Source organism: Terrabacter aeriphilus, from assembly GCF_039542985.1.
GTDB classification, from domain to species: Bacteria; Actinomycetota; Actinomycetes; order Actinomycetales; family Dermatophilaceae; genus Terrabacter; species Terrabacter aeriphilus.
Genome location: NZ_BAABIW010000016.1, coordinates 161,380 through 184,874, shown reverse-complemented (window position 1 = coordinate 184,874; position 23,495 = coordinate 161,380). Strand labels below are relative to the sequence as shown.

The following is a 23,495-nucleotide window of genomic DNA, read 5'->3' as shown; positions in this document are numbered from 1 at the left end:
AGATGAGGACGAGGGTGCGCGCGCTCATGCGGCCTTCTTGCCCAGCCACACGGCGCAGCCGATGAGGATGCCGAGGGCGAAGACCCAGGCGAAGAGGCCCTCGGAGACCGGGCCGAGGTTGCCGAGCGTCAGGCCGCCGACGTTGGTCTCGGCCTCCTGGGCCTTGAGGTAGGAGATGACCTTCTGCTTCGCCTCGGGGGTGAGGTTGCTGTCGTTGAAGACCGGCATCGACTGCGGCCCGCTGACCATCGCCTCGTAGATGTGCTTCGGGGTGGTGCCGTCGAGGGCCGGGGCGTACTTGCCGCGCGTCAGGGCACCACCGGCGCCGGCGAAGTTGTGGCACATGGCGCAGTTGACGCGGAAGATCTCGCCACCCTCGGCGATCGCCTTGTTGTTCTCGGCGGTGCCCGGCTCGATGACCTTGGTGTACTGCTCCTCGGGGATGGCCGGGCCGGGGCCGAGCGAGGCGACGTACGCGGCGAGGGCGCTGATCTGCTCGTCGTCGAACTTCACCTTGTTCGCCGGGGCCTGGACGTTCGGGCCGGCGAGCGGCATACGGCCGGTGCCGACCTGGAAGTCGACGGAGGCCGCACCGACGCCGACGAGCGACGGGCCCGACTTCGTGCCCTGGGCCGCGATGCCGTGGCAGGAGGCGCAGTTGGCGAGGAAGAGGTTCTTGCCGTCGGCGACGGCGTCCGCCGCAGCGGTGGGCGCGGCGGCGTTGGCGTCCTTGGGAGCGAGGAAGGAGTAGGCGCCACCGGTCACGAGGAGCCCGAGCAGCAGCAGCACCGCGATCGCGGCGGGGTGTCGGCGGCGGGCGGCCAAGGCGTTCACTGTGGGTTCCTGTCGTCCGTGGTGGAGGGTGTCGGGGTGGGGCTCATGCGTCGCACCGGCGGGTCAGCGCAGGATGTAGATCGTCGCGAAGAGCGCGATCCACACGACGTCGACGAAGTGCCAGTAGTAGGACGTCACGACGGCGCCGGTCGCGTTCGCGTGCGTGTAGCGGCGCGTCGTGAAGGTGCGGGCGATGATGAGCAGGAAGGCGATGAGGCCGCCGGTCACGTGCAGGCCGTGGAAGCCGGTCGCCATGAAGAAGACCGAGCCGTAGGCGTCGGAGCTCAGCGTCATGCCCTCGTGGACGAGCTCGGCGTACTCCATGACCTGGCCGGCGATGAAGAACGCGCCGAAGAAGTAGGTGAGCACGTACCACTCGCGCATGCCCCAGTTCTTGACGTCGAGCAGCGAGCCGGTGCGGGCCTTCTGGCCGCGCTCGGCCTTCCAGACACCGAGCTGGCACCACACCGAGGAGATGACGAGGACGAGGCAGTTGATGCTCGCGAACGGCAGGTTGAGCTTCTCGGTCTGCACCTGCCAGAGCTCGCCACGCACGGAGCGGAGCTGGAAGTAGACGGCGAAGAGACCCGCGAAGAACATGAGCTCGCTGGAGAGCCACACGATGGTGCCGACGGCAACCATGTTGGGTCGGGTCGCCGGCCCGTGATGGGCCGAACTCGCCACTGCGCTGGAAGGAACTGCCGATGCTGTCGCCACGTTGGACATTATTCCCACATTCCTGTCCGGCTGCGCGAGGCACCCCCTGTCAGGGAGGCTTTTCTCGCGCGGGTGTAGAGGATTCGTGACCCTTTCGACACGAACCCTGAACAGCCGTCCTGGTGGCCGTCCGGGGAACACCCTCCCACGACTCCGGCGACGCCTCGCACCGGGTCGCGGGTGGGCAGGCGGCCGCCGGGAGGGCGCTGCCGGCGGCGCGGGGCGGCCCGGTAGCATTCGGGCCATGACCGCCTCGACCGCCTCGAACGACAGCGCACCCCACGGCACGTCCACCGACGTCGCGACGACCGCCGGGTCCACGCGGCCGGTCGCGCGGATCAGCGTCCTGCTCTACAGCGACGACATCACGACGCGTGACGCCGTGCGCGCCGCCGTCGGCCGACGCCCGGCCAAGGACGTCGAGGTGGTCCGCTGGCACGAGTGCGCCACGGCCGATGCCGTCATCAGCACCGTCGACGCCGAGCGCTTCGACGTGCTCGTGCTCGACGGCGAGGCCGCCAAGGTCGGCGGCCTCGGCCTCGCGCGCCAGCTGAAGAACGAGATCTTCGAGTGCCCGCCCATCATCGTGCTGACCGGCCGGCCGCAGGACAGCTGGCTCGCCGCCTGGTCGCAGGCCGACCTCGCCGTGCCGCACCCGCTCGACCCGATCGCGCTGACGTCGGCCGTGGCCACGCTCGCGCGCTCGGGCGTGCCCACGGCCTGAGCATGGCGCCGGACTCGACGAGCTGGCCCGCCGTCCTCGGCGACCTCATCGCCGGTCACGACCTCGACCGGGCGACGGTCGAGTGGGCGATGGGCCGCATCATGGGTGGGGAGGCGACCCCCTCGCAGGTCGCGGGCTTCCTCGTCGGCCTGCGCGCGAAGGGCGAGAGCGTAGAGGAGATGCGCGGGCTCGCCGAGCAGATGCTGGCGCACGCCCGCCGCATCGAGGTGCCCGAGCCGAGCCTCGACATCGTGGGCACCGGTGGCGACCGCGCCCACACCGTCAACATCTCGACGATGGCCGGGGTGGTCGCCGCCGCCGCCGGCGTCCGCCTCGTCAAGCACGGCAACCGGGCGGCGTCGTCGTCGTCCGGGTCGGCCGACGTGCTCGAGGCGCTCGGCATCGACCTCTCGCTCGAGCCCGAGCGCGTCGTCGAGGTCGCCCACGAGGCGGGCATCACCTTCTGCTTCGCCCAGACGTTCCACCCCTCGTTCCGGCACACCGCCGCGCCGCGTCGTGAGCTCGGGATCGGCACCGCGTTCAACTTCCTCGGCCCGCTCACCAACCCGGCCCAGCCGACGTATGCCGCGGTCGGCTGCGCGGACGCCCGCATGGCCCCGCTCCTGGCGGGGGTCTTCGCCGAGCGCGGCAAGGACGCCGCGGTCTTCCGCGGCGACGACGGGCTCGACGAGGTGACCGTCTCGACGACGACGCACGTCTGGTGGGTGCGCGGGGGCTCGGTCACCGAGCGCTCGGTCGACCCGACGCGGCTCGGCCTGGCCCTGCACCCCATCGAGGACCTGCGCGGAGGCGACGCCGTGCACAACGCGGGCGTCGTGCGCGAGGTCTTCGCCGGGGCCACCGGTGCGGTGCGCGACGCGGTGCTGCTCAACGCCGGCATCGCCCTGGCCCTGACGCGACCGGACTCGGGTTCGACGCAGGAGTCGTTCGAGGACGACCTGCGGGCCGGTCTGGCCGTGGCCGCCGACGCCATCGACAGCGGCGCCGCGACGCAGGTCGTGGAGCGCTGGGTGGCCGCCACCCGGCGCTGACGCGGCGGGTCGGCTACTCGCCGTCGAGGCCGAGGCTGAAGGCCGCCTCGAGGTCGTGCGAGGAGTAGGTGCGGAACGCGATGTGGGTCGAGCTGCCGACGACGCCCTCGACCTTGTTGAGGCGGCCGGCGATGACGTCGGCGAACTCCTCGTGCGCCTTGACCCGCACCATGGCGATGAGGTCCGCGTCGCCGGTCACCGAGTAGACCTCCGAGACGGCGGGGATGTCGGCGACGGCCTCGGCGACCTCGGGGATGCGGTCGACCTCGCAGCTGATCATGACGATGGCGGTGATCACGAGGACACCCTAGCCGGGGCACCCCCGCGGCCGGTGGCCGCTCCGGCACGACGGGGGCGGCCGGGTCGTGCCGGGTGCGGCACGTCGTCGTCGAAGCCGGCCACCTCGTGGGCCGACGCGACGGCGGGCTCGAGCTCGCGGCGTACGGAACCCGCGCCGCCCACCGGGCACGTCCACAGCCCGTCGAGCTCGACGATGCGCACGCCGGGCGACTCCAGCCAGCGCAGCAGGATCTCGGTCTCCTCGGTCAGCGCGGACGGACGCTCGGGCGTCGGCGACGCGACGACCTCGGCGGTGAGCCGCATGGACTCGACGTAGGGCATCGGGTCGGCGCCGCGCGGGCTAACGACGGTGCCTGCGAGGCGCCCGTGGCGGATCGTGACGAGCTCCCAGCCGCCGAGGTCGCTGCGGCGGGCCGCCACGATCTCGGGGGAGCGGGTGAGCGGCGTGAGCCGCTGGGCCCGCGCGGCGCCCCGGACGAGCTGGAGGAACCGGTCGCGCACGCGCGCGGCGTCCTCGAAGCGCTCCTGGGACGCGAGCTCCTCGAGGCGGGAGCGCAGCAGCTCGGCACCGGGACGGGCGTTGCCGGTGAAGATCTCGCGGCACTCCGCCACGACGAGGGCGTAGTCGCCCTCCGACTGGGCGCCCGTGCACGGGGCCCCGCAGCGACCCATGTCGGCGAGGGCGCAGGCGCTGCCCCGGCGCGCGAGGCGGCCGGTGCACTGCCGCAGCGGGACGACCTCGTGGACGGCGTCGACGGCCGACTGCGCCGTGGCCCGGGAGCGGAACGGCCCGATGTAGTGCGCGCCGTCGTCGCGGACCTGCTTGACGATCGACAGGCGGGGGAAGCGCTCCTGGGTCAGCTTGACCCACATCGCCTTGCGGCCGTCCTTGGACCGGCGGTTGAACCGGGGCTTGTGCTCGTCGATGAGGCGCAGCTCGCGGACCTGGGCCTCGAGGGGCGTCTGGCACACGACGGGGTGCACGACCTGCGCGAGGCGCACCATCTCGGCCATGCGGCTGCGCTGCTCGGAGGCGGTGAAGTAGGTGCGCACCCGGGTGCGGATGTCGCGGCTCGTGCCCACGTAGAGGACCCGGTCGTTGCCGTCCTTGAAGAGGTAGACGCCGGGCGCGCTCGGCAGCGGGTCGGCGAGGAAGCGCTTGCGCCGCTGCGACGGCGTGACCCGTGAACTGTAGCTCGACAGCTCCTCGAGCGTGTGGACGCCGAGCCCGCCGACCCGGGCGATGAGCCCGTGGAGGACGTCGACCGTGGCCCGCGCGTCGTGCAGCGCGCGGTGGTCGGGCGTCGTCGGCGAGCCGAAGACCTGGGCGAGCGAGGAGAGTCGGTGGTTGGGCGTCTCGTCGCGGACGACGAGCTGGCGCGCCAGCTGCAGGGTGTCGAGCACGGGGAAGCCGGGCCACGGGGCGCCGACGCGGGCCGCGGCCGCCTTGAGGAAGCCGATGTCGAAGCCTGCGTTGTGGGCGACGAGGACGCTGCCCGCCGCGAACTCGAGGAAGGCCGGCAGGGCGCTGTCGATGCGCGGCGCGTCGCGCACCATGGCGTCGGTGATGCCGGTGAGCACCGAGATGAAGGCGGGGATCGGCTCGGCCGGGTCGACGAGCGTCTGGAACTCGCCGAGGACCTCACCGCCGCGCACCTTGACGGCACCGATCTCGGTGATGCCGCACTGGGCCGGCGTGCCGCCGGTCGTCTCGAGGTCCACGACGACGAACGTGACGCCGGCCAGGGGGGTGCCGAGGTCGTCGAAGGTGGACTGGATCGCCTGCATGACCCGACCGTATGCGCGGCCGCCGACAGCGCCCGGGAGGCGCGGCCGGGGTCCGGGCCACGCGGGCGTTGTCGGTGGGTCCGCCTAGCGTCGGCACGACAGATCGCAACGAGAGACGAAGGGTTGGACCAGATGATGCTCGTCGACTGCCAGACCTGCCCGGTGCGGGACGTCCACTGCGCAGACTGCATGGTGACCGCGCTGACCACGATCCCGCTGCGCCCGGGGCGCGCCGACCGGGAGCACGAGCGCGCTCACCGGCGCGATCCCGACGACGCGCCCGATCGCCCCCTCGAGCGACCCCTCGACCGGGCCGAGCGGCGCGCCGTGTCGGCGTTCCTGGGCGCCGGGCTCGTGACGACGGCCACGGCGAACGCCGCGCGCGCCGTGCTCGACGAGGGGGTCGCTGCACCGCACGTCCGCCACGCGGTCTGATCACGCGTCCGGCGCACCGTGGCACGATGACGCGGTGCGCAGCCCCGGACGGCCCGGCCTCCTCGGGCCCAGACCCGATCGTCGGCCGCGACGCCGGGCGGCCCGGCTGACCGCGGCGGGCCTCGTGCTGGCCACCCTGGCCGGGTGCGGCGATGCACCGCCCAGGACCGCCACGAGCGGGGCCCGCACGACCGGCACGGCAGGTGCGACCCGTTCGGCCGGCGCCACGGCGCCGACGGAGGCCCCCGGCGCCACCACCAGCGCCACCACCAGCGCCACCACCAGCACCACCACCACTGCGGCGCCGCTCGGCGTCATCACCCCCGAGCGGTGGCTGTCCGCCCGACAGGACGCCGTCCGCGCGCTGGTCGAGCGGCGCCTCGAGGCCATCTCCCGCGGCGACCTGACGGCCTGGCTCGCGCCGGTGCGCGGGCAGGAGGCACGACGCCACCAGCTCGCGATCGGTCAGAGACTCCTGCGCATGCGCGTCGGCGACCTCCGGCTCGTCGGCGTCCGGGAGACCACGCCGCCCGTGCCCGCTGCGGCCGGCACCGACGTCGGCTGGGACGTCAGGGCGTGCTTCACGTACAGGTTGATCGGTTTCGACCAGCGGGCACGCACCTTCGACCTCGACCTCACCGTGAAAGCTGACCCGGCCCGTCCGGGCAGCGCGGTGGTCACGGCATCCAGCCCGTCGGACCGCCCCCAGCCCTGGGACCTCGACGGGCTCGTCGTGCGCCGGTCTCCCACCGTCCTCGTCCTCGCCGTCGGGTCGCCGGCCACGGTCGACGAGGTCGTACGCCGTGCGGCGACGGCGGCCGCCCACGTGTCGGCCGTGTGGGGGCGCGTGCCCCCGGCCGTGTGGGTCGCGCCGGCCACCGACGAGGACGCCGGCGCCCTGCTCGGGCGCGACGCCGCCGGTCTCGACGGCGTGGCGGCCGCCACGGACGGCCCGTTGACTCCCGGCGAGACGGCGGGCGCCGACCGCGTCGTGATCGTGCCCGGGCCCTGGGCGTCCCTGCGGCCCGCGGGCCGGGACGTCGTCATGACCCACGAGCTCACCCACGTCGCCGTGCGGGCGTCGACGACCCGCGCGGTGCCGCTCTGGCTGTCCGAGGGCTTCGCCGAGCTCGTCGCCTACCGCTCGGTCGACCTGCCCGAGCGGACCGTCGTCGCGCGGGCCCTCGACACGGTGCGCGCGTCGGGGCTGCCCCGGTCGCTGCCCGCCGACGCCGACTTCGACCCGAGCACCGGAACCCTGCCGACGGCATACGGGCTGGCGCTGCTCGCGCTGCGCACCCTGGACGACGCGTATGGCACGGCCGCGGTGGTGCGCTTCTACGCGGCGGCCGCGGGCGGCCTCGCGGAGCCGACCGCGCGCCTCGGCGACGCGGAGGCGACGGCCGACGACGCGCTGGCCGACACGACGGGCACGAGCCGAGCGTCGCTGGTGCGCGACTGGCGCGATCGGATGCGCACCCTGCTGCGCTGACGGTGCCGGACGGCCTCGGCCGGGGCGGACGGCTCAGGCGTAGAGCTTCTCGACCTCGTCGGCGAAGTCCTTCATGACGACGTTGCGCTTGAGCTTGAGCGACGGGGTGAGGTAGCCGTTGGCCTCGGTGAAGTCGCCGCTCAGCACGGCGAACTTGCGGATCGACTCCGCCTTCGAGACCGCCTCGTTGGCGCGGTCGACGGCATCCTGCAGCGCGGCGAGCACGACCTCGTTGGTCCGCGCCTGCTCGAGGGTCACGCCCTCGACGCCGTGGCTCTTGGCCCAGAGCGGCCACATCTCCTCGTCGAGCGTGACGAGCACGCCGATGAAGGGCTTCTGGTCGCCGACGACGATGCACTGCGAGACGAGCGGGTGCGCGCGCAGGCGGTCCTCGAGCACGGCCGGCGCGACGTTCTTGCCGCCGGCGGTCACGAGCATCTCCTTCTTGCGCCCGGTGATCCGCAGGTAGCCGTCCTCGTCCATCTCGCCGACGTCGCCCGTGTGGAACCAGCCGTCGACGATGGCCTCCGCGGTCGCGGTGGGGTTGTCGTGGTAGGCCGCGAAGACGCCGACCCCCTTGAGCAGCACCTCGCCGTCGTCGGCGATCCGGATGCCGGTGCCGGGCAGGGGCGGGCCGACCGTGCCGATCTTGATCTTGTCGGGGGTGTTGACGGCGACCGGCGCCGTCGTCTCGGTCAGGCCGTAGCCCTCGAGGATGAGGATGCCGATGCCCCGGTAGAAGTGACCGAGGCGCGTGCCGAGCGGCGCCCCGCCCGAGACGGCGTAGCGGACCTTGCCACCCATCGCGGCGCGCAGCTTGCCGTAGACGAGCCGGTCGAAGAGCGTGTGCTGCAGGCGCAGCAGCAGCCCCGGACCGCCGGTGGTGTTGAGCGCCTCGCTGTAGGCGACGGCCACGGTGGCGGCGCGGAGGAAGATCTTGCCCTTGCCCTCGGCGGACGCCTTGGCCTCCGCAGAGTTGAAGATCTTCTCGAAGACCCGCGGGACGGCGAGCACGAACGTCGGCTGGAAGCCGGCGAAGTCGTCGAGCAGCGTCTTGATGTCGGCCGAGTGGCCCATCCGGGCGCGGCCGGCCACGCAGAGCACCTCGATGAAGCGGGCGAAGACGTGCGCGAGGGGGAGGAAGAGCAGGGTGGAGGCGTTCTCGGTGAGCACGACGTCGCCGAGCTTGCCGATGGCGTTCTCGGCGAGGTCGAGGAAGTTGCCGTGGGTCAGCTCGCAGCCCTTGGGCCGGCCGGTCGTGCCCGAGGTGTAGATGATCGTCGCCACCGACCGCCGGTCGAGGCCCCCGCGGCGCGCGTCGAGGTCGGCGTCCGGCACCTCACGGCCCTTCTCGCGCAGTGCGTCGAGTCCGCCGGCCTCGATCGTGACCACGTCACGCAGGCTCGGCACGTCCGCGCGCACCTGCTCGACGACGGCTGCGTGCGCGGCCGTCTCCACGACGGCGACGTGGGTGTCGGAGTTCGACAGGATCCACTGCACCTGCTCGGCCGAGGAGGTCTCGTAGATCGGCACGACGACCGCGCCCGCCGTCCACGCCGCGAAGTCGACGAGTGTCCACTCGTAGCGGGTGCGCGACATGATCGCGATCCGGTCACCCGGACCGACGCCGTGCGCGACGAGGCCCTTCGCCACGGCCGACACGTCGTCGGCGAACCGGCGCCACGTGACGTGGGTCCAGCCACCCGAGGGGGTCTTGCGCGAGAACGCCGTCTCGCCTCCGACCTCGGCAGCGTTGCGGACCGGCAGGTCGGCGAGGCTGCCCTCGGTCGTGACGGGCGCGAGGGGTGCGACGACGTTGTCCTTCACTGTCACTCCTGTGGGCGAGGCCGGGGAACTCTGCTGCACCATACCGATCGGTAACCAGGGGGGCCACGTCACCGTGGTCACACCGGCCGGGGGCTGACGTCGGCCTCATCCTCGCACGCGGCGTGCGCGCCGTGACAGGCGCGCGGTCGGCACCGTCGCCCGGCCGGTGACGCGATAGCCTTCGGCGCATGGCCGATCGCACCGAGTCCTCCATCGTCATCGACGCCCCTCCGGGAGAGGTGCTCGACGTCATCGCGGACTTCGAGGCCTACCCCGAGTGGGCCGGCGAGGTGAAGGACGTCCGCGTGCTCGCCGAGGAGGGCGACGGCTGGGCCGACCAGGTGCAGTTCACCCTCGACGCCGGGGCCATCAAGGACACCTACGTGCTCGACTACGAGTGGGACGTCGTCGAGGACGGCACGGGCGTCATCTCGTGGTCGCTCGTCTCGGCCCAGGTGCTCAAGGCGATGAACGGCTCCTACACCCTCGCGGCCGACGGCGCGGGCACCAAGGTGACCTACCGCCTCGCCGTCGACGTCAAGATCCCCATGATCGGGCTGCTCAAGCGCAAGGCGGAGAAGGTCATCGTCGACACCGCGCTCAAGGAGCTGAAGAAGCGCGTCGAGGCCTGACCCCGGTGGGTTCCGACGACGCAGCGGGCGCCGTGCCCGACGACGCGCCCCCGAGCAGCGTGGCCCACGAGGCGTCCCTGCTGCTCGACCTGCTCTCCGCGCGCGGCTGGTCCGCCGATACCGGGGCGGGATCGCGCGACGGCGCCCGTGACAGCGCCCGTGACAGCGCCCGTGACAGCGCCCGTGACGGTGCTGCCGACGGTGCTGCCGACGGTGCTGCCGACGGTGCTGCCGACGGTGCTGCCGGCGGTTCGACCGGCCGCGACTGCACGTGCGGCGGCACGACGCCCGCCTCCTGCCGGATCTGCCCGGTCTGCCAGCTCATCGCCTTCGTCCAGAAGGTCGACCCCGACACCATCGAGAGGGTCGCCGACGTCGTCGGCTTCGCGGCGACGGTGCTGCGCGACCTCGCGACGGCACAGCGCGACCGGCGCAACGAGCGCGAGCGACCCGAGCCACCGGAGCGACCAGGACACCACCACCGCACCGACGGACCGACCGGACGGGACGACGCGCCGGGAGGCAGCGCATGAGCAGACGGCTCGCCATCGGCATCGACATCGGCGGCACGAAGGTCGCCGGCGGCGTCGTCGACGAGACGGGGGCCATCCTGCACCGCACCCGCCGCGACACGCCGCACCGCTCCACGTCACCGGCCGTCGTCGAGGACACCATCGTCGAGTCGGTGCAGGACCTGCTGGGTCGGGTCGGCGGCGACGACGTCGTGGCCGTGGGCATCGGCGCCGCCGGCTTCGTCGCCGAGGACCGCGCGACCGTCGTCTTCGCGCCCCACCTCTCGTGGCGCAACGAGCCGCTGCGCGACGCGCTCTCGCAGCGCATCGACCTGCCCATCACCGTCGACAACGACGCGAACGCGGCGGCGTGGGCCGAGGCCTCCTTCGGGGCCGCGCGCGGCGAGTCGCACGTCGTCGTCATCACCCTCGGCACCGGTATCGGCGGCGCCCTCATCATCGACGGTCGGGTGCAGCGCGGGCGCCACGGCATCGCCGGCGAGTTCGGGCACATGCAGATCGTGCCCGGCGGCATCCGCTGCGAGTGCGGCAACCGGGGCTGCTGGGAGCAGTACGCGAGCGGCAACGCCCTCGTGCGCGAGGCCCGCGCGATGATCGAGGCGAGCTCGCCCGTCGTCGCCGACCTGCTCGTGCGCCTCGGCGGCGACGCCGCCGCCCTGACCGGCCCGTTCATCACCGAGGCCGCCCGCGAGGGTGACCCGACCGCCCGCGAGCTGCTCGCCGACATCGGCGAGTGGCTGGGCGTCGGGCTCGCCAACCTCGCCGCGGCCTTCGACCCCGGCCTCTTCGTCATCGGCGGGGGAGTGAGCGCGGCCGACGAGATGCTCATCGGCCCGGCGCGCGAGGCCTTCCGGCGCCAGCTGCCCGGTCGTGGCTACCGGCCGGAGGCGCGCATCGTGCGGGCGGTGCTCGGCAGCGACGCCGGCCTCATCGGCGCCGCGGAGCTCGCCCGGGCGGGTCGCTGAGCCGTGCCGGCCCGGCCCGCCGACGGTCGTGCGGCGCACGTGCTGCGGGTCATGAGCTACAACGTGCACGACCTGCGTGACGACCGGGCCGCCGCCGCGCGGGTCGTGCGGGCCGTCGACCCCGACGTGCTCTGCCTGCAGGAGGTGCCGCGGCGGCTCACGACCGAGCTGCGGCTGCCGCCCTTCGCGCGCGCCTGCGGCCTCCGTTGGGACGGGCGGCGGCTCGGCGCCGGCGGCACCGCCGTGCTCACCGGCCCCCGGGTCGTCGTGCACGGCTCGCGTCGGGGCCGGCTGCCCGTCCGCTTCCCCGACCGCACGAGGGGGTATGCCGTCGCCACCGTCTCGCTCCCGGGTGACGGCAGCGAGACGGTGGCCTCGGCGCCGGTCGACGTCGTCAGCGTCCACCTCGGCCTGCGAGCGCCCGAACGGGTGCGGCACGCCGCGACCGTGCTCGCCACGCTCTCCGCGAGGGCCGTCCTGGCGGGCGACCTCAACGAGGGCGCCGACGGCGCCGCCCACCGCCTCGTCGCGGCGCGGCTGCCGGTGGTGTCGTCCGCGGAACCGACCTTTCCCGCCGACCGGCCGTCGGTCGTCATCGACGTCGTGTTCGCCTCGCCCGACCTGCCGCGCGTGCCCGGCGCCCCGGTCGACGTCCCCGAGCGCGACCTCTCGAGCGGGTCGGACCACCGTCCCGTCTGGGTCGACCTCGCGCTGGCGCCGACCACCCATGACCAGCACGACTCGCACGGTCCGGTGACGTGACTGCGGCATTCCGGCACGGAACGGGGCATCCAGCCCCTAGCCTTGCCGCGTGACCCCCGAGGTGCGCGTGCCGCAGCTGACGCGCGAGACCGGCTGGCCGCCCGGGGAGCCGCCGCGTGACGTCCGTGCGGCGCCGGCCGTGCCCCGCGAGCCGTGGACGGCTCGCGTGACCCGCCGCGACCTGGTGGCGGCCCTGGTCGCCGTCGTCGTCGGTGGCCTCTTCGCCCTCGCCTCCCTGCCGATCATGTCCGGCCCGTGGCACCCGATCGCCGACTCCGCGGCCGGCGCCGTGACGGGCACCGCGACGGGGATGGTCCTGGTGGCGGCGTTCGGTGTGGCCTCCGGCCGGTTCGGCGCCGACCTCGTGTCGCGGACGAGGCCGGGGCAGGAGAGGGGCATGGCCCTCTACCGGGGCACGGTGCTCGCTGGCACCGGTGCGTGTGCGGCCGCGTCCGTCTCGGCCTCCGCCGACGTCCACCCGTGGATGTGGGTGCACGCGGCCTGGTGCCTGGCCGCGGCCGCCTGGCTGGTGCGGCGGGGCTGGTCGGCCCGGCGGACGGCGGCCCTCGCCGCCACCGGCCGCTGACCCCGGCGACCTCGCGGCCGGGTGGGGTCAGACGCGCGTGCCGTCGTCGAAGGGGTCGCGCTCGGTGCCACCGCGCAGCACGAGTAGCACGAAGCCGGTGACGACCATCGAAATCGCCGTCACGACCCACCAACCGCTGCCGTCGCGGTCGAAGAAGAGCAGGTAGAGCAGCAGGAGGGGCCCGCCCACGAGACCGCCGACGATCGCCCAGAACATCGGGTCGTTCTCCGCCGAGGGCAGGTCGATCTCCGACGGCGGCACGAAGTGCTCGTCCTCGGCCCCGACCGCCTCGAGCAGCTCGTCCGCGTCGTCGCGGCGCGGTGTCCCGCTGCTGCGCCAGGCGTGGTCGGCGCCCGGAGCGATGGGGAGCTCGAGCAGCCCCGACCCCGGGCCACCGGCGGGAGGCGCGCCCGCGTCGGTGACGGCATCCGTCATCGGGGTGGTCTGACCGGCCGTGGGCTCGACGTCGCCCGCGACCGGCGCGGCGGGCGAGCCCGCCGGGGTCGCCTCGGGACGCACCGCCTCTGGACGCGTGGGGTCCGGCGATGCGCTCGCCGGCGTGGGCGCGGGGTTGGTGTGCTTGCCCGCCTGCGGGTCGGGGGCCTCGTCGTCCCAGCCCGCGATGATGCGCTCGAACTCGGCGTCGAGGTCGCGGTCGCTCATGCCGCCGCCTCGCGCACCGCGCAGGCCGCACCCGGCAGGGGTGGGGCGTCGTGCAGGACCGTCACGTTGGAGCTCCCGGAGGCGTTGCGGCAGGACCTGCTGATCCTCGCATGCGCCGCCCGGTGTGCGCGAGTGTCGTAGAGTTCGAGCGGTCACAGACGGAAGGCGGACACAGTTGTTCTACTGGTTCCTCAAGACGATCGTCATCGGGCCGATCATCAAGCTCCTCTTCCGTCCGTGGGTGGAGGGGGAGGAGCACATCCCCGAGGAGGGTGCCGCGATCTTCGCGAGCAACCACCTGTCCTTCTCCGACTCGATCTTCCTGCCGCTCGTCGTCTCGCGCCGGGTCACCTTCCTCGCGAAGAGTGACTACTTCACGGGCCGCGGTATCAAGGGTCGCCTGACGGCCGCCTTCTTCAAGGGCGTCGGCCAGCTGCCCGTCGACCGTTCCGGCGGCAAGGCGAGCAACGCGGCCCTGACGTCGGGCCTGAAGGTGCTGCGGCGCAACGAGCTGCTCGGCATCTACCCGGAGGGCACCCGCTCGCCCGACGGCCGGCTCTACCGCGGGCGCACCGGCGTGGCCCGCATGGCGCTCGAGGCCGGCGTGCCCGTCATCCCGGTCGCGATGATCGGCACCGACAAGGCGCAGCCCACCGGCAAGGTCATCCCGCGGATCATGCGGGTCGGTGTGCGCGTGGGCAAGCCGCTCGACTTCTCCCGGTACGAGGGGATGGAGGACGACCGCTTCGTGCTCCGCTCGATCACCGACGAGGTGATGTACGAGCTGATGCTGCTCTCCGGGCAGGAGTACGTCGACATGTACGCCACCTCGATGAAGGACCGCCTCGTGTCGGCCGCCCGCGCCAAGGCCCGCGAGCTGCAGGAGGCTGCGAAGCCCGGCAGCGCGGCCCCCGAGCTCGAGGAGGCGCTCGACGCCGCCGAGGGCCGGGTGCGCCCGGCGTCGCCGGCGTCACGTGACGCCGACGACGAGGCCGGTGACGACGACGCCGACGGTCCCGTCGTGGCGGCCTCCTGAGGCCATGACGGTGCCGACCCGGGCCGTGCTCGACGACGAGCACGCCATCGTCCGCGGCCTGTGGCGCGGCGTCGACGTGCTGCGCTGGCTCGCGCTCGCGTATGCCGTCTGGTCGGTCTGGGAGCGCCACGAGCAGGTCGCGCACCCCGTCCGTGCCGTCGCCGTGCTCGCCGTGCTCGGGGCGTGGACCGTCGCGCAGGCAGTGCGGCCGATGCGGACCGTGCGCGCGTATGCCGTCGAGCTCGCGCTCGGCTGCGGCGCCATCCTCGCCACCCGCCTCGTCGACGACGCCGCGGTCATCACGGCCGGCGCGAAGACGATCCCGACGATCTGGCCGGCGGCAGCCATCGTCGGCTTCGCCGTGCTGCGCGGGTGGCGCGGCGGTCTCGCGGCGGGCGCGCTCGTCGGCGCGGCCTCGTTCGTCGAGGTCGTCGAGCCGACGGCCAACACGGTGACGAACACGATCTTCGGGCTGCTGCTCGGCGGCTGCGTCGGCTACTGCGTCGACCTCGCCCGGGCGAGCCACGCCGCCCTCGCGGAGGCGATGCGCCTCGACGCCGCGCGCGCGGAGCGCGACCGACTGGCCCGCACCGTGCACGACGGGGTGCTCCAGACGCTGTCGTTCATCAACCGGCGGGGCCTCGACATCGGTGGCGAGACGGCCCGCCTCGGCGCCATGGCCGCCGAGCAGGAGCGCATCCTGCGCACCCTGGTCAGCCAGGCCGACCTCACCGAGGTCGACCACGCCGTGAGCGGCGAGACCGACCTGCGGGCGCTGCTGCGGCACGTCGAGGGCGCCGGCGTGCAGCTCGTGGCGCCGGCCGAGCCGGTGCTGCTGCCGCGGCGCGTCGCGGACGAGCTCGTCGCGGCCGTGGAGGCGGCGCTCGACAACGTGCGCCGCCACGCCGGCGAGGGGGCACGGGCCTGGGTGCTGCTCGACGACGCGGACGACGAGGTCGCCGTCACGATCCGCGACTCGGGCCGGGGGGTGCCGGCCGGCCGGCTCGAGGAGGCCGTGGGCCAGGGCCGGCTCGGGGTCTCGTCGAGCATCCGTGGACGGCTGGCCGACCTCGGCGGCAGCGCCAGCATCACCTCCGGCGCCGCCGGGGGCACCACCGTGGAGCTCAAGGTGCCGGCCGGACCGGCCGCGGGTGCGGCGCGGGAGCGCTCGAGCCACGACCATGGTTCCGAGGCCGTCTGGCGCCCCGGGCGCCGGCGGGCACCGTGACACAGGAGGAGGCGGCCATGCCGCAGCAGGGGAGCAGCGCGGGGACCGACGCGGGCCATGACGCCGGCGGTGGCGCGGGCGGTGGCGCGGGCAGCGGCTCGGAGGGCGCGCCGGCCGAGCACATCCGGGTCGTCGTCGCCGACGACCACCCGATGTGGCGCGACGCCGTGGCGCGCGACCTGGCCGACGCCGGATTCGAGGTCGTGGCGACGGCCGACGACGGGCGCTCCGCCCTGGCCCGCACCCGCGCGACGGTGCCGGACGTGCTCGTCGTCGACCTCAACCTGCCCGGCCTGAGCGGCGCCGAGGTGTGCGCCGCCCTCGCCGCGGCCGAGGTGCCGACGCGCATCCTCATCCTCTCGGCGAGTGGCGACCACCAGGACGTGCTCGAGGCCGTCAAGGCCGGGGCGCTCGGCTACCTCGTCAAGTCGGCCGGCCGCGAGGAGTTCCTCGCCGCCGTGCGCGCCACCGCCGCCGGTGAGCCGGTCTTCACCGCCGGGCTGGCCGGCCTCGTGCTGGGGGAGTTCCGCCGCGTCAAGGCCGCCGGTCGCGCCAACCCCACCCGCCCGGTGCCCGAGCTGACGGACCGCGAGACCGAGATCCTCAAGTACGTCGCGACCGGGATGGGCTACAAGGAGATCGCGGCGACGCTCTTCCTCTCGCACCGCACCGTGCAGAACCACGTGCAGAACATCTTCGGCAAGCTGCAGATGCACAACCGCGTCGAGCTCGTGCGCTTCGCGATGGAACGCGGGCTCGACCTCGCGGACCCGCCCGGGCCCTGAGCCGGCGCCGCGGCGGGGTTTCGGATCGCGGACCCGTGCAGGGGGCACCTCCACCGGCGTCTACGCTGGGCGGGTGAACACGAGGACCGTCACCGCCGATGCCGGCCTGGAACCCGAGGACGGGTCCGAGGCCCTCGCTGCCCTCACGGCAGCAGCCGCCGAGCTCGAGGCCAGCCAGCAGCCGAGCTGGCCCGACACGGCCGCGCTCGCCGAGGTGATCGAGACCCTCGCCACGTACCCGCCGCTCGTCTTCGCCGGCGAGTGCGACATCCTCACCGACCGGATGGCCCAGGCCGCCGTCGGCGAGGCGTTCGTGCTGCAGGGCGGCGACTGCGCCGAGACCTTCGCGTCGGCCACGGCCGACAACATCCGCGACCGCATCAAGACGATCCTGCAGATGGCGGCCGTGCTGACCTACGGCGCGTCCGTGCCGGTCGTCAAGATCGGGCGGATGGCCGGGCAGTACGCCAAGCCGCGCAGCTCGACCGTCGAGACCCGCGAGGGCGTCACCCTGCCCGCCTTCCGCGGCGACATGGTCAACGACTTCGCCTTCCACGAGAGCGCGCGCATCCCCGACCCGCAGCGCCTCGTCCGCGCCTACCACGCGAGCTCGGCGACGCTGAACCTCGTGCGCGCTTTCACGACAGGCGGATTCGCCGACCTGCGTCACGTGCACGACTGGAACCGCGGCTTCGTCGCGAACGCCGCCAACCAGCGCTACGAGAAGATCGCCAAGGACATCGACAAGGCGATGAAGTTCATGGCGGCCTGTGGTGCCGACTTCGACGCCATGCGCACCGTCGAGTTCTTCGCGGCCCACGAGGCGCTGCTGCTCGACTACGAGCGGCCGCTGACCCGCATCGACTCGCGCTCGGGACGGCTCTACGACACGTCCGGGCACTTCGTCTGGGTCGGCGAGCGCACCCGCCAGCTCGACGGCGCCCACGTCGACTTCGTCTCGCGCGTCAGCAACCCGATCGGCGTCAAGCTCGGCCCCAAGGCCGACATCGACGAGGTGCTGCGGCTCATCGACAAGGTCGACCCGAACCGCACGCCCGGCCGGCTCACCTTCATCACGCGGATGGGCGCGGGCACGATCCGTGACGCGCTGCCGGCCATCGTCGACAAGGTGACCGCGTCGGGCGCCACGGTGACGTGGATCTGCGACCCCATGCACGGCAACACCTTCGAGAGCCCGTCGGGCTACAAGACGCGCGACTTCGAGGACATCGTCGAGGAGGTGCGCGGCTTCTTCGAGGTGCACCAGTCGCTCGGGACCGTGCCCGGTGGCATCCACGTCGAGCTGACGGGCAACGACGTCACCGAGTGCCTCGGCGGCGCGGAGAAGATCATCGACTCCGACCTCGAGAAGCGCTACGAGTCGGTGTGCGACCCGCGCCTGAACCACCAGCAGTCGCTCGAGCTCGCCTTCCTCGTCGCCGAGATGCTCTCGCAGGCCTGAGGGTGACGACGACGCCCTACCGGGCCGACCTGCTGAGCGACACCCTGACCCGGCCGACCCCGGCCATGCGCGAGGCGATGGTGCGGGCCGAGGTCGGTGACGACGTCTTCGGCGAGGACCCGACCCTGCGGGCGCTCGAGGAGCGGGTGGCCGACCTGCTCGGCCACGAGGCGGCGCTCTTCACGCCGTCCGGGTCGATGGCGAACCAGCTCGGCGTGCGCCTGCACGTGCGCCCCGGCGAGGAGCTCGTCGGCGACTCGCTCGCGCACGTCGTGCGGGCCGAGCTCGGGGCGGCGGCGGTGCTCTCGGGCATCTCGTCGCGCACCTGGGTCTCCGCGCGCGGCCGCTTCCGGGCCGCCGACGCCGCCTCGCTCATGATCACCGGCGTCGGTCCGTACCAGGTGTGCACGTCGCTCGTGATCGTGGAGAACACGCACAACTTCGGGGGCGGCACCGTGCAGTCGCTCGACGAGATCCGTGCGGCGCGGGGGCTGACGCGCGAGCGCGGCGTCGCGATGCACCTCGACGGCGCGCGCCTCTTCAACGCCTCGATCGCCTCGGGTGTGCCGGTCGGCGACTACGGCCGTGAGTTCGACACGGTGTCGATCTGCCTGAGCAAGGGCCTCGGTGCTCCGGTCGGCAGCGTCCTCGTGGGGTCCGCCGATGCGATGGCGGAGTCACGGATCTGGCGCAAGCGCTTCGGCGGTGGCATGCGCCAGGCCGGGGTCCTCGCCGCCGCGGGGCTGTACGCGCTCGACCACCACGTCGACCGTCTCGCCGACGACCACGCCCGGGCGCGCCGCGCGGCGACGGCCATGGCCGAGGCCGCGCCCGGCTCGGTCGACCTCGACACGGTCGAGACGAACATCGTGCTCGTCGACGTCGCCGCCGCCGGGTGGACGTCGGCGGACTTCGTCGCGGCCGCGCTCGAGCAGGGCGTGCGCACGTATGCCGTCGGGCCGGCCTCCGTGCGCCTCGTCTGGCACCTCGACGTCGACGACGCCGCCACCGACGCCGCCGTCGACGTGCTGACGCAGCTCCTGGGCAGGGCCGCCGTCCACGCCTGACGGCGCGGGCCGCGCGCGTCAGACCTCGTGGTGGAGGGCCTCCACCGGGAGCTCACCGGGTCGGCGGCGCGCGAGGAGCTCGACGGCATACATGGCCGTGAGCACGAGGCCACCGCCGACGACCATCCGCCACGTCGGCGTCTCGGAGCCGAGCGTCACGGCGAAGAACGCGGCGAAGACGGGCTCGACCGTCATGATGATCGCGGCGCGGGTGGCCGGCAGGTGGGCCTGGGCCCACGTCTGCACCCAGAGCGCGAGGATGCTCGCGAACACCACCATGTAGAGCACCGAGGCCCAGTGCGCCGGCGTGCGGGGGAGCACGATGCCCCCGGGCAGCGCGCCGACGAGGCAGATCACCGCGATGACGACCACCTGCACGACCGAGAGCCCGGTCGCGATGCGCGAGGCGCTGTAGCGGCCGAGGCCGACGATGTGCAGGGCGTAGCAGACGGCTGCGAGCAGCGTGATCGCCTCGCCCGCCCCGACGGAGAAGCCGTTGAGCGAGAGCAGCGCGAGGCCCGCCGTCGCGATGCCGACGGCGACCCACGTCGAACCGGGCACCCGCTCGCGCAGGATGAGGGCCGTGAAGACCGGCGTCAGCACGACGTAGCTGCCCGTGACGAAGCCCGACACGGAGGCGGGCGTCGTGGCGAGGCCCTGGGTCTGGAAGATCTGGGCGAGGCCGTAGAGCAGGCCGAGCCCGACGCCGATCGCCACCTCGCGGCGGGTCAGCGACCGGACCGGCCCCCAGAAGAGCACGAGCATGACGACGGCGGCGATGGCGAAGCGGACCGCGAGGAAGTCGACCGGGGGCACGTGCTCGACGAGGTCGTGGATGAGGAAGAACGTCGAGCCCCACACCGCCGTCAGGGCGAGCAGGAGCAGCGTCGCGAGGCGCGTGCGCGCCGCGGGGGTCACGGGCCCGCCTCAGACGATCGTCAGGACGACCGTGCTGCCCCTGGGCAGCGACGTGCCGGTGCCGGGATCCTGGGCCCGGACCTTCTTCTCGAAGAGCTGGCCGAAGGGGTAGCGCTTCTCGACCGTGAAGCCGAGGCCGGTCAGGGTCTTCTCGGCCTCGGTGTCCTGCTGGTCGACGACGTTGGGCACGGGGACCATGACCGGGCCCTTGGAGACGACGACCGTGACGGTGTCGCCGCGGTGCAGCGTGCCCGTGGCCGGGGTCTGCGAGACGACCTGGCCCGTCGGCACCGTGTCGCTGTTGACGTCCGGGGCGCGCACGGCCCTGAGCCCGGCCTTCGTGATGGCCGCGGTCGCTGCGTCGGCGCCCGAGCCGGTGACCTTCGGCACGTCGATCGGCTCGCGGCCCCTGGACACGACGACCGAGACGGCGGTGCTGCGGCGCACCGAGGCGCCGGGCGCGGGGTCCTGGGAGATGACCTGGCCGGCGGGCACCGTCTCGCTCCAGGCCCTGGTGGTGTCGCCGAGGCGGAGGGTGAGCGGGGTCAGGGCCCGCCCGGCGGCGTCGAGCTCGGTGCCGACGAGGGTCGGGACGGCGTAGCGCTCCTTGCCCTTGGAGAGCACGACCCGCACGGTCGACGCCTTACCGAGCTCGCTGCCGGGAGCGGGCTCGACGCGGAGCACGATCCCCTTGGCCTTGGTCTCGGAGAACTCCTCGGTGGTGTCCATGGCGAGCGACGCCTGCTCCATGACGGAGGCCGCCTGCGCGACCTGCTGCCCGACGACGGCCGGCACGACGGTGCTGCCGCCGGGGCCGGCCGTGAACCACCAGCCGCCGACGCCGCCCGCGACGACGAGCAGGGCCGCGGCGAGCCACAGCGGCCACCGGCGGCGGCCTGCGCCGTCCGCCCCACCCCGGCCGGCTCCGCGGTCGATGGGCATGGCGGTCGTGCGTTCGACGACGGGGCCGTCGTCGTGCACGGGCAGGCCCGCGAGCGGCGAGCGCGTGGCCGGGCGGTCGGCAGCGGGGGAGAAGCGCGCGGTGTGCTCGAGCCCGTCGGTGCGGTCGGACGAGCGAGGGGGCTCGAAGCGGCCGGTGGCACCGGTCGCCGAAGCCGCGGAGGTGGCGGAGGCGGCGGATGTCGCGTCGGTCGAGTCACTCGCGGTGCCGCGGCGGTCGAGCTCGCCGGGCGTCAGCCCTCGGCGCACGGAGCGCAGCGCGGCGACGAACTCGGCCGCGGAGTCGAACCGGTCCTCGGGCTCGACCGCCGTCGCGCGGGCGACGAGGTCGTCGAGGTCGGGCGGCACGCTCGAGACGACCGCGGACGCCGTCGGGATCGAGCCGTGCACGTGGTTGTAGGCGATCTGGATCGGGGTCGCACCCGTGACGGCCTTGCGCCCGGTCAGCATCTCGAAGAGGAGGAGCCCCGCGGCGTACACGTCGCTGCGCTGGTCGGCCACGCCGCGCTCGACCTGCTCGGGCGAGAGGTAGGAGACCGTGCCGAGCAGCACGCCGGTCTGGCTCGTCGTCGTCTGGTTGGTGATGGCGCGGGCGAGGCCGAAGTCGGCGACCTTGACCTCGCCGTCGCGGCGGACGATGACGTTCTCGGGCTTGACGTCGCGGTGGATCATCCCGGCCGTGTGGGCCGCGCGGAGCGCGAGCAGGATCGGCTCGAGGATGGCGAGCGCCTCGCGCGCCGTCAGCGGCGCCTCCTCGTGGATGACGTCGCGCAGCGTCTTGCCCTCGACGAGCTCCATGGCGAGGAACACCTCGCCGTCGTCCTCGCCCTGGTCGAAGACGGCGACGACGTTGGGGTGGCTGAGCCGGGCGGCGGAGCGGGCCTCGGCCCGGAACCGGTCGACGAAGACCGGGTCGGTGGCCAGGCCGGGCCGCATGATCTTGAGCGCGACCTCACGGTCGAGGCGTGCGTCGAGCGCCACGTAGACCGAGGCCATGCCTCCGGCTGCGAGGTGGGAGAGGATGCGGTACCTGCCGTCGATCACCCGACCGACGAGAGCGTCCGCCACGCTGGACGTCACGCACGGAAGTTTACGGGCAGACCGGGCGCATCCCGTGCAGGCCAGCCGTCGGCCGGGTGGGGAGGCGCTGCGCCACCCCACCCGGCCGCCCGGTTCACATCCGGTCGTAGATGGCGAGGACGTTGGCGACGTAGCGCTTCGTGTCCGAGTACATGCCCTTGGTGCGCACCGAGTAGATGCCCTGGTAGTAGCCGGCGATGGCCTGCTCGCGGGAGTCGGCCATGGCCTGCAGGGCCCGGAGGATGAGCACGCCGCCGGTGACGTTGTCCTTGACGTCGAAGCGGTCGAGGTCGCGCCCGGCGAGCTGGGAGGCCCACGTCTCGGCCACGGGCATGAGCTGCATGACGCCGACGGCGTTCGTGTACGACACGGCGCGCTGCGACCAGCCCGACTCGAGGTAGCCGATGGCGAGGGCGAGCTTGGGGTCGACGCCGTGGCGGGTCGCCGTCGCCCGGATGATCGCTGCCGTCTCGGTGCGGTTCGGCACGGTCATCGCGGCCAGCCTGGCCTTGCTCTCGGCCACGGCCTGGGCCGTCTTGTTCGGGTAGGTGTAGCCGCCCGGGGGCGTCGTCGGCGTCGTCGGCGTCGTCGGCTTCGGGGTGGAGGCCGTGCCGGGGATGACGATCCTCTGGCCGACGTAGATGCGGCTCGCGTTCGCCAGCTTGTTCGCGGCGAGCAGCTTGGTCAGCGAGACGCCGAAGCGCTGGGCGATGACGCTCATGCTGTCGCCGGCCTTGACGACGTAGACCGAGTCGGCGGCGCCGGGCTTGGTCGTGCCCGGCTTGCTCGGCTTGGCGGGGGTGGCCGGGGTCGTGGACGCCGCGCCGGGGATGGTGATCCGCTGGCCCACGTAGATGAGGCTCGCGTTGGCCAGCTTGTTGGCGGCGAGCAGCTTGGTCAGCGACACGCCGTAGCGCTGGGCGATGACGCTCATGCTCTCGCCCGCACGCACGACGTGGATGACGGTGCCGGTGCCGCTCGCGGCCGCCGGACGGCTCGTGCCGGGCTTCGCGGCAGCGCCGCGGGAGGGGGTGGCCGACGGGCGGCCGGGAACGAGCAGCTTCTGGCCGGCGTGGATCACCGAGCCGCCGTGCGCCAGTCGGTTCTTCTCGACGAGGGCGGCGATGCTCGTGTGGTTGGCGACGGCGAGGTTCCACAGGGTGTCACCGGGGCGGACCGTGACGGTCTTCCACGGGGTCGCAGCCACGGGGGCGACTGCAGCATGGGCAGGCGGCGCAAGGGCAGCGGCGTCGGCGAAGGGCATGGGGGTGAGGTCCTTTCCTGGAGCCCGGGCGAGGTGCGTGGTGGAGGGGCTGGGGGAAGGTGGAGGTGGACGGTCGCAGGGGAGCGGCCGCGGGGTGGAAGGAGGGGAATGTCCAATTCGCCGGGTCTATGACGAAGTGTGACGGTTGTGAGTGGAGTGGCGCCAGTGACGATAACGCATAATTGAGCACTAAAGTAAAAATACAGCGGTGTAATTCACGCCCCCGGGGCGTCGTCGGCACCGGCTACCCGCCGCCGGATGCCGGGTGGTGCGCACGGGTGCGCGCGTGCGGTCCCGACGGTGGCAGACTGCGCAGCGTGAGTGACCAGTCCCCGGCGCAGACCGACCCGACCCAGCAGCCCGACCAGCAGGCCGACCAGCAGGC

General features: G+C 73.5%; 23 protein-coding genes. 14 read left to right on the top strand and 9 right to left on the bottom strand.

Going from position 1 to position 23,495, the window contains the following annotated elements:
* Positions 1 to 24 precede the first annotated feature (24 nt).
* Entirely contained in the window at positions 25 to 834 is an 810-nt protein-coding gene (gene qcrC, locus ABD979_RS12630; RefSeq protein WP_345507831.1) for a cytochrome bc1 complex diheme cytochrome c subunit, read from the bottom strand.
* A 63-nt stretch (positions 835 to 897) separates the two neighbouring features.
* Positions 898 to 1,560, bottom strand: coding sequence for an aa3-type cytochrome oxidase subunit III (ctaE, locus tag ABD979_RS12625; RefSeq protein WP_345507830.1), 663 nt, complete (start codon positions 1,558 to 1,560; stop codon positions 898 to 900).
* A gap of 235 nt (positions 1,561 to 1,795) precedes the next feature.
* Between ctaE and ABD979_RS12620 the strand changes: the two genes are divergently transcribed.
* A complete protein-coding gene (locus ABD979_RS12620) occupies positions 1,796 to 2,275 on the top strand; it encodes a PleD family two-component system response regulator (RefSeq protein ID WP_345507829.1) in 480 nt (159 codons plus the stop codon).
* 2 nt (positions 2,276 to 2,277) lie between these two features.
* Positions 2,278 to 3,327: an anthranilate phosphoribosyltransferase gene (trpD, locus tag ABD979_RS12615; RefSeq protein ID WP_345507828.1), complete on the top strand. Its 1,050-nt coding sequence runs from the start codon at positions 2,278 to 2,280 to the stop codon at positions 3,325 to 3,327.
* 13 nt (positions 3,328 to 3,340) lie between these two features.
* Here the strand turns inward: trpD and ABD979_RS12610 are convergent, their stop codons facing one another.
* Positions 3,341 to 3,625 (bottom strand): Lrp/AsnC family transcriptional regulator, encoded by a 285-nt coding sequence (locus ABD979_RS12610; RefSeq protein ID WP_345507827.1) that lies wholly within the window; start codon positions 3,623 to 3,625, stop codon positions 3,341 to 3,343.
* Complete coding sequence (locus ABD979_RS12605) at positions 3,622 to 5,415, bottom strand: DEDD exonuclease domain-containing protein (RefSeq protein WP_345507826.1); 1,794 nt, start codon at positions 5,413 to 5,415, stop codon at positions 3,622 to 3,624. The genes ABD979_RS12610 and ABD979_RS12605 overlap by 4 nt, the downstream gene beginning before the upstream one ends.
* A gap of 132 nt (positions 5,416 to 5,547) precedes the next feature.
* Between ABD979_RS12605 and ABD979_RS12600 the strand changes: the two genes are divergently transcribed.
* Positions 5,548 to 5,850, top strand: a complete 303-nt coding sequence (locus ABD979_RS12600) for a hypothetical protein (protein WP_345507825.1) — start codon at positions 5,548 to 5,550, stop codon at positions 5,848 to 5,850.
* Between the two features lie 34 nt (positions 5,851 to 5,884).
* Entirely contained in the window at positions 5,885 to 7,342 is a 1,458-nt protein-coding gene (locus tag ABD979_RS12595; RefSeq protein ID WP_345507824.1) for a hypothetical protein, read from the top strand.
* A gap of 33 nt (positions 7,343 to 7,375) precedes the next feature.
* Here the strand turns inward: ABD979_RS12595 and ABD979_RS12590 are convergent, their stop codons facing one another.
* Complete coding sequence (locus tag ABD979_RS12590; protein WP_345507823.1) at positions 7,376 to 9,169, bottom strand: AMP-dependent synthetase/ligase; 1,794 nt, start codon at positions 9,167 to 9,169, stop codon at positions 7,376 to 7,378.
* A 188-nt stretch (positions 9,170 to 9,357) separates the two neighbouring features.
* Here ABD979_RS12590 and ABD979_RS12585 point away from each other — a divergent pair, with 188 nt between their 5' ends.
* The 5 genes from ABD979_RS12585 to ABD979_RS12565 are packed head-to-tail and all read left to right on the top strand — an operon-like array spanning position 9,358 to position 12,647.
* On the top strand, positions 9,358 to 9,801 hold the full coding sequence (locus ABD979_RS12585; protein WP_345507822.1) for an SRPBCC family protein: 444 nt from the start codon (positions 9,358 to 9,360) through the stop codon (positions 9,799 to 9,801).
* Positions 9,802 to 9,806: 5 nt separating this feature from the next.
* On the top strand, positions 9,807 to 10,334 hold the full coding sequence (locus tag ABD979_RS12580) for a hypothetical protein (RefSeq protein ID WP_345507821.1): 528 nt from the start codon (positions 9,807 to 9,809) through the stop codon (positions 10,332 to 10,334).
* On the top strand, positions 10,331 to 11,299 hold the full coding sequence (locus ABD979_RS12575; protein ID WP_345507820.1) for an ROK family glucokinase: 969 nt from the start codon (positions 10,331 to 10,333) through the stop codon (positions 11,297 to 11,299). The genes ABD979_RS12580 and ABD979_RS12575 overlap by 4 nt, the downstream gene beginning before the upstream one ends.
* Before the next feature lie 3 nt (positions 11,300 to 11,302).
* Positions 11,303 to 12,061, top strand: coding sequence for an endonuclease/exonuclease/phosphatase family protein (locus ABD979_RS12570; protein WP_345507819.1), 759 nt, complete (start codon positions 11,303 to 11,305; stop codon positions 12,059 to 12,061).
* A gap of 49 nt (positions 12,062 to 12,110) precedes the next feature.
* On the top strand, positions 12,111 to 12,647 hold the full coding sequence (locus ABD979_RS12565) for a hypothetical protein (protein WP_345507818.1): 537 nt from the start codon (positions 12,111 to 12,113) through the stop codon (positions 12,645 to 12,647).
* Positions 12,648 to 12,674: 27 nt separating this feature from the next.
* Here the strand turns inward: ABD979_RS12565 and ABD979_RS12560 are convergent, their stop codons facing one another.
* Positions 12,675 to 13,310, bottom strand: coding sequence for a hypothetical protein (locus tag ABD979_RS12560; protein ID WP_345507817.1), 636 nt, complete (start codon positions 13,308 to 13,310; stop codon positions 12,675 to 12,677).
* A gap of 175 nt (positions 13,311 to 13,485) precedes the next feature.
* Here ABD979_RS12560 and ABD979_RS12555 point away from each other — a divergent pair, with 175 nt between their 5' ends.
* The 5 genes from ABD979_RS12555 to ABD979_RS12535 all read left to right on the top strand — a co-directional run bounded on the left by ABD979_RS12555 (position 13,486) and on the right by ABD979_RS12535 (position 18,888).
* Entirely contained in the window at positions 13,486 to 14,346 is an 861-nt protein-coding gene (locus ABD979_RS12555) for a lysophospholipid acyltransferase family protein (protein ID WP_345507816.1), read from the top strand.
* A 4-nt stretch (positions 14,347 to 14,350) separates the two neighbouring features.
* The gene (gene macS, locus ABD979_RS12550; RefSeq protein WP_345507815.1) at positions 14,351 to 15,574 is read left to right on the top strand and encodes a MacS family sensor histidine kinase; all 1,224 of its coding nucleotides are present in this window, start codon (positions 14,351 to 14,353) and stop codon (positions 15,572 to 15,574) included.
* Between the two features lie 17 nt (positions 15,575 to 15,591).
* On the top strand, positions 15,592 to 16,359 hold the full coding sequence (locus ABD979_RS12545) for a response regulator (protein WP_345507814.1): 768 nt from the start codon (positions 15,592 to 15,594) through the stop codon (positions 16,357 to 16,359).
* 106 nt (positions 16,360 to 16,465) lie between these two features.
* Positions 16,466 to 17,821 (top strand): class II 3-deoxy-7-phosphoheptulonate synthase, encoded by a 1,356-nt coding sequence (locus tag ABD979_RS12540; protein ID WP_345507915.1) that lies wholly within the window; start codon positions 16,466 to 16,468, stop codon positions 17,819 to 17,821.
* A 2-nt stretch (positions 17,822 to 17,823) separates the two neighbouring features.
* The gene (locus tag ABD979_RS12535) at positions 17,824 to 18,888 is read left to right on the top strand and encodes a threonine aldolase family protein (RefSeq protein WP_345507813.1); all 1,065 of its coding nucleotides are present in this window, start codon (positions 17,824 to 17,826) and stop codon (positions 18,886 to 18,888) included.
* A gap of 18 nt (positions 18,889 to 18,906) precedes the next feature.
* Here the strand turns inward: ABD979_RS12535 and ABD979_RS12530 are convergent, their stop codons facing one another.
* The 3 genes from ABD979_RS12530 to ABD979_RS12520 form a co-directional block, all read right to left on the bottom strand.
* The gene (locus ABD979_RS12530) at positions 18,907 to 19,806 is read right to left on the bottom strand and encodes a DMT family transporter (RefSeq protein WP_345507812.1); all 900 of its coding nucleotides are present in this window, start codon (positions 19,804 to 19,806) and stop codon (positions 18,907 to 18,909) included.
* Between the two features lie 9 nt (positions 19,807 to 19,815).
* Positions 19,816 to 21,846 carry a Stk1 family PASTA domain-containing Ser/Thr kinase gene (pknB, locus tag ABD979_RS12525; protein WP_345507811.1) on the bottom strand — a complete coding sequence of 677 codons (2,031 nt, stop codon included), beginning with the start codon at positions 21,844 to 21,846 and terminating at the stop codon, positions 19,816 to 19,818.
* Between the two features lie 94 nt (positions 21,847 to 21,940).
* Positions 21,941 to 23,053: a LysM peptidoglycan-binding domain-containing protein gene (locus tag ABD979_RS12520; protein ID WP_345507810.1), complete on the bottom strand. Its 1,113-nt coding sequence runs from the start codon at positions 23,051 to 23,053 to the stop codon at positions 21,941 to 21,943.
* Positions 23,054 to 23,495: the final 442 nt, after the last annotated feature.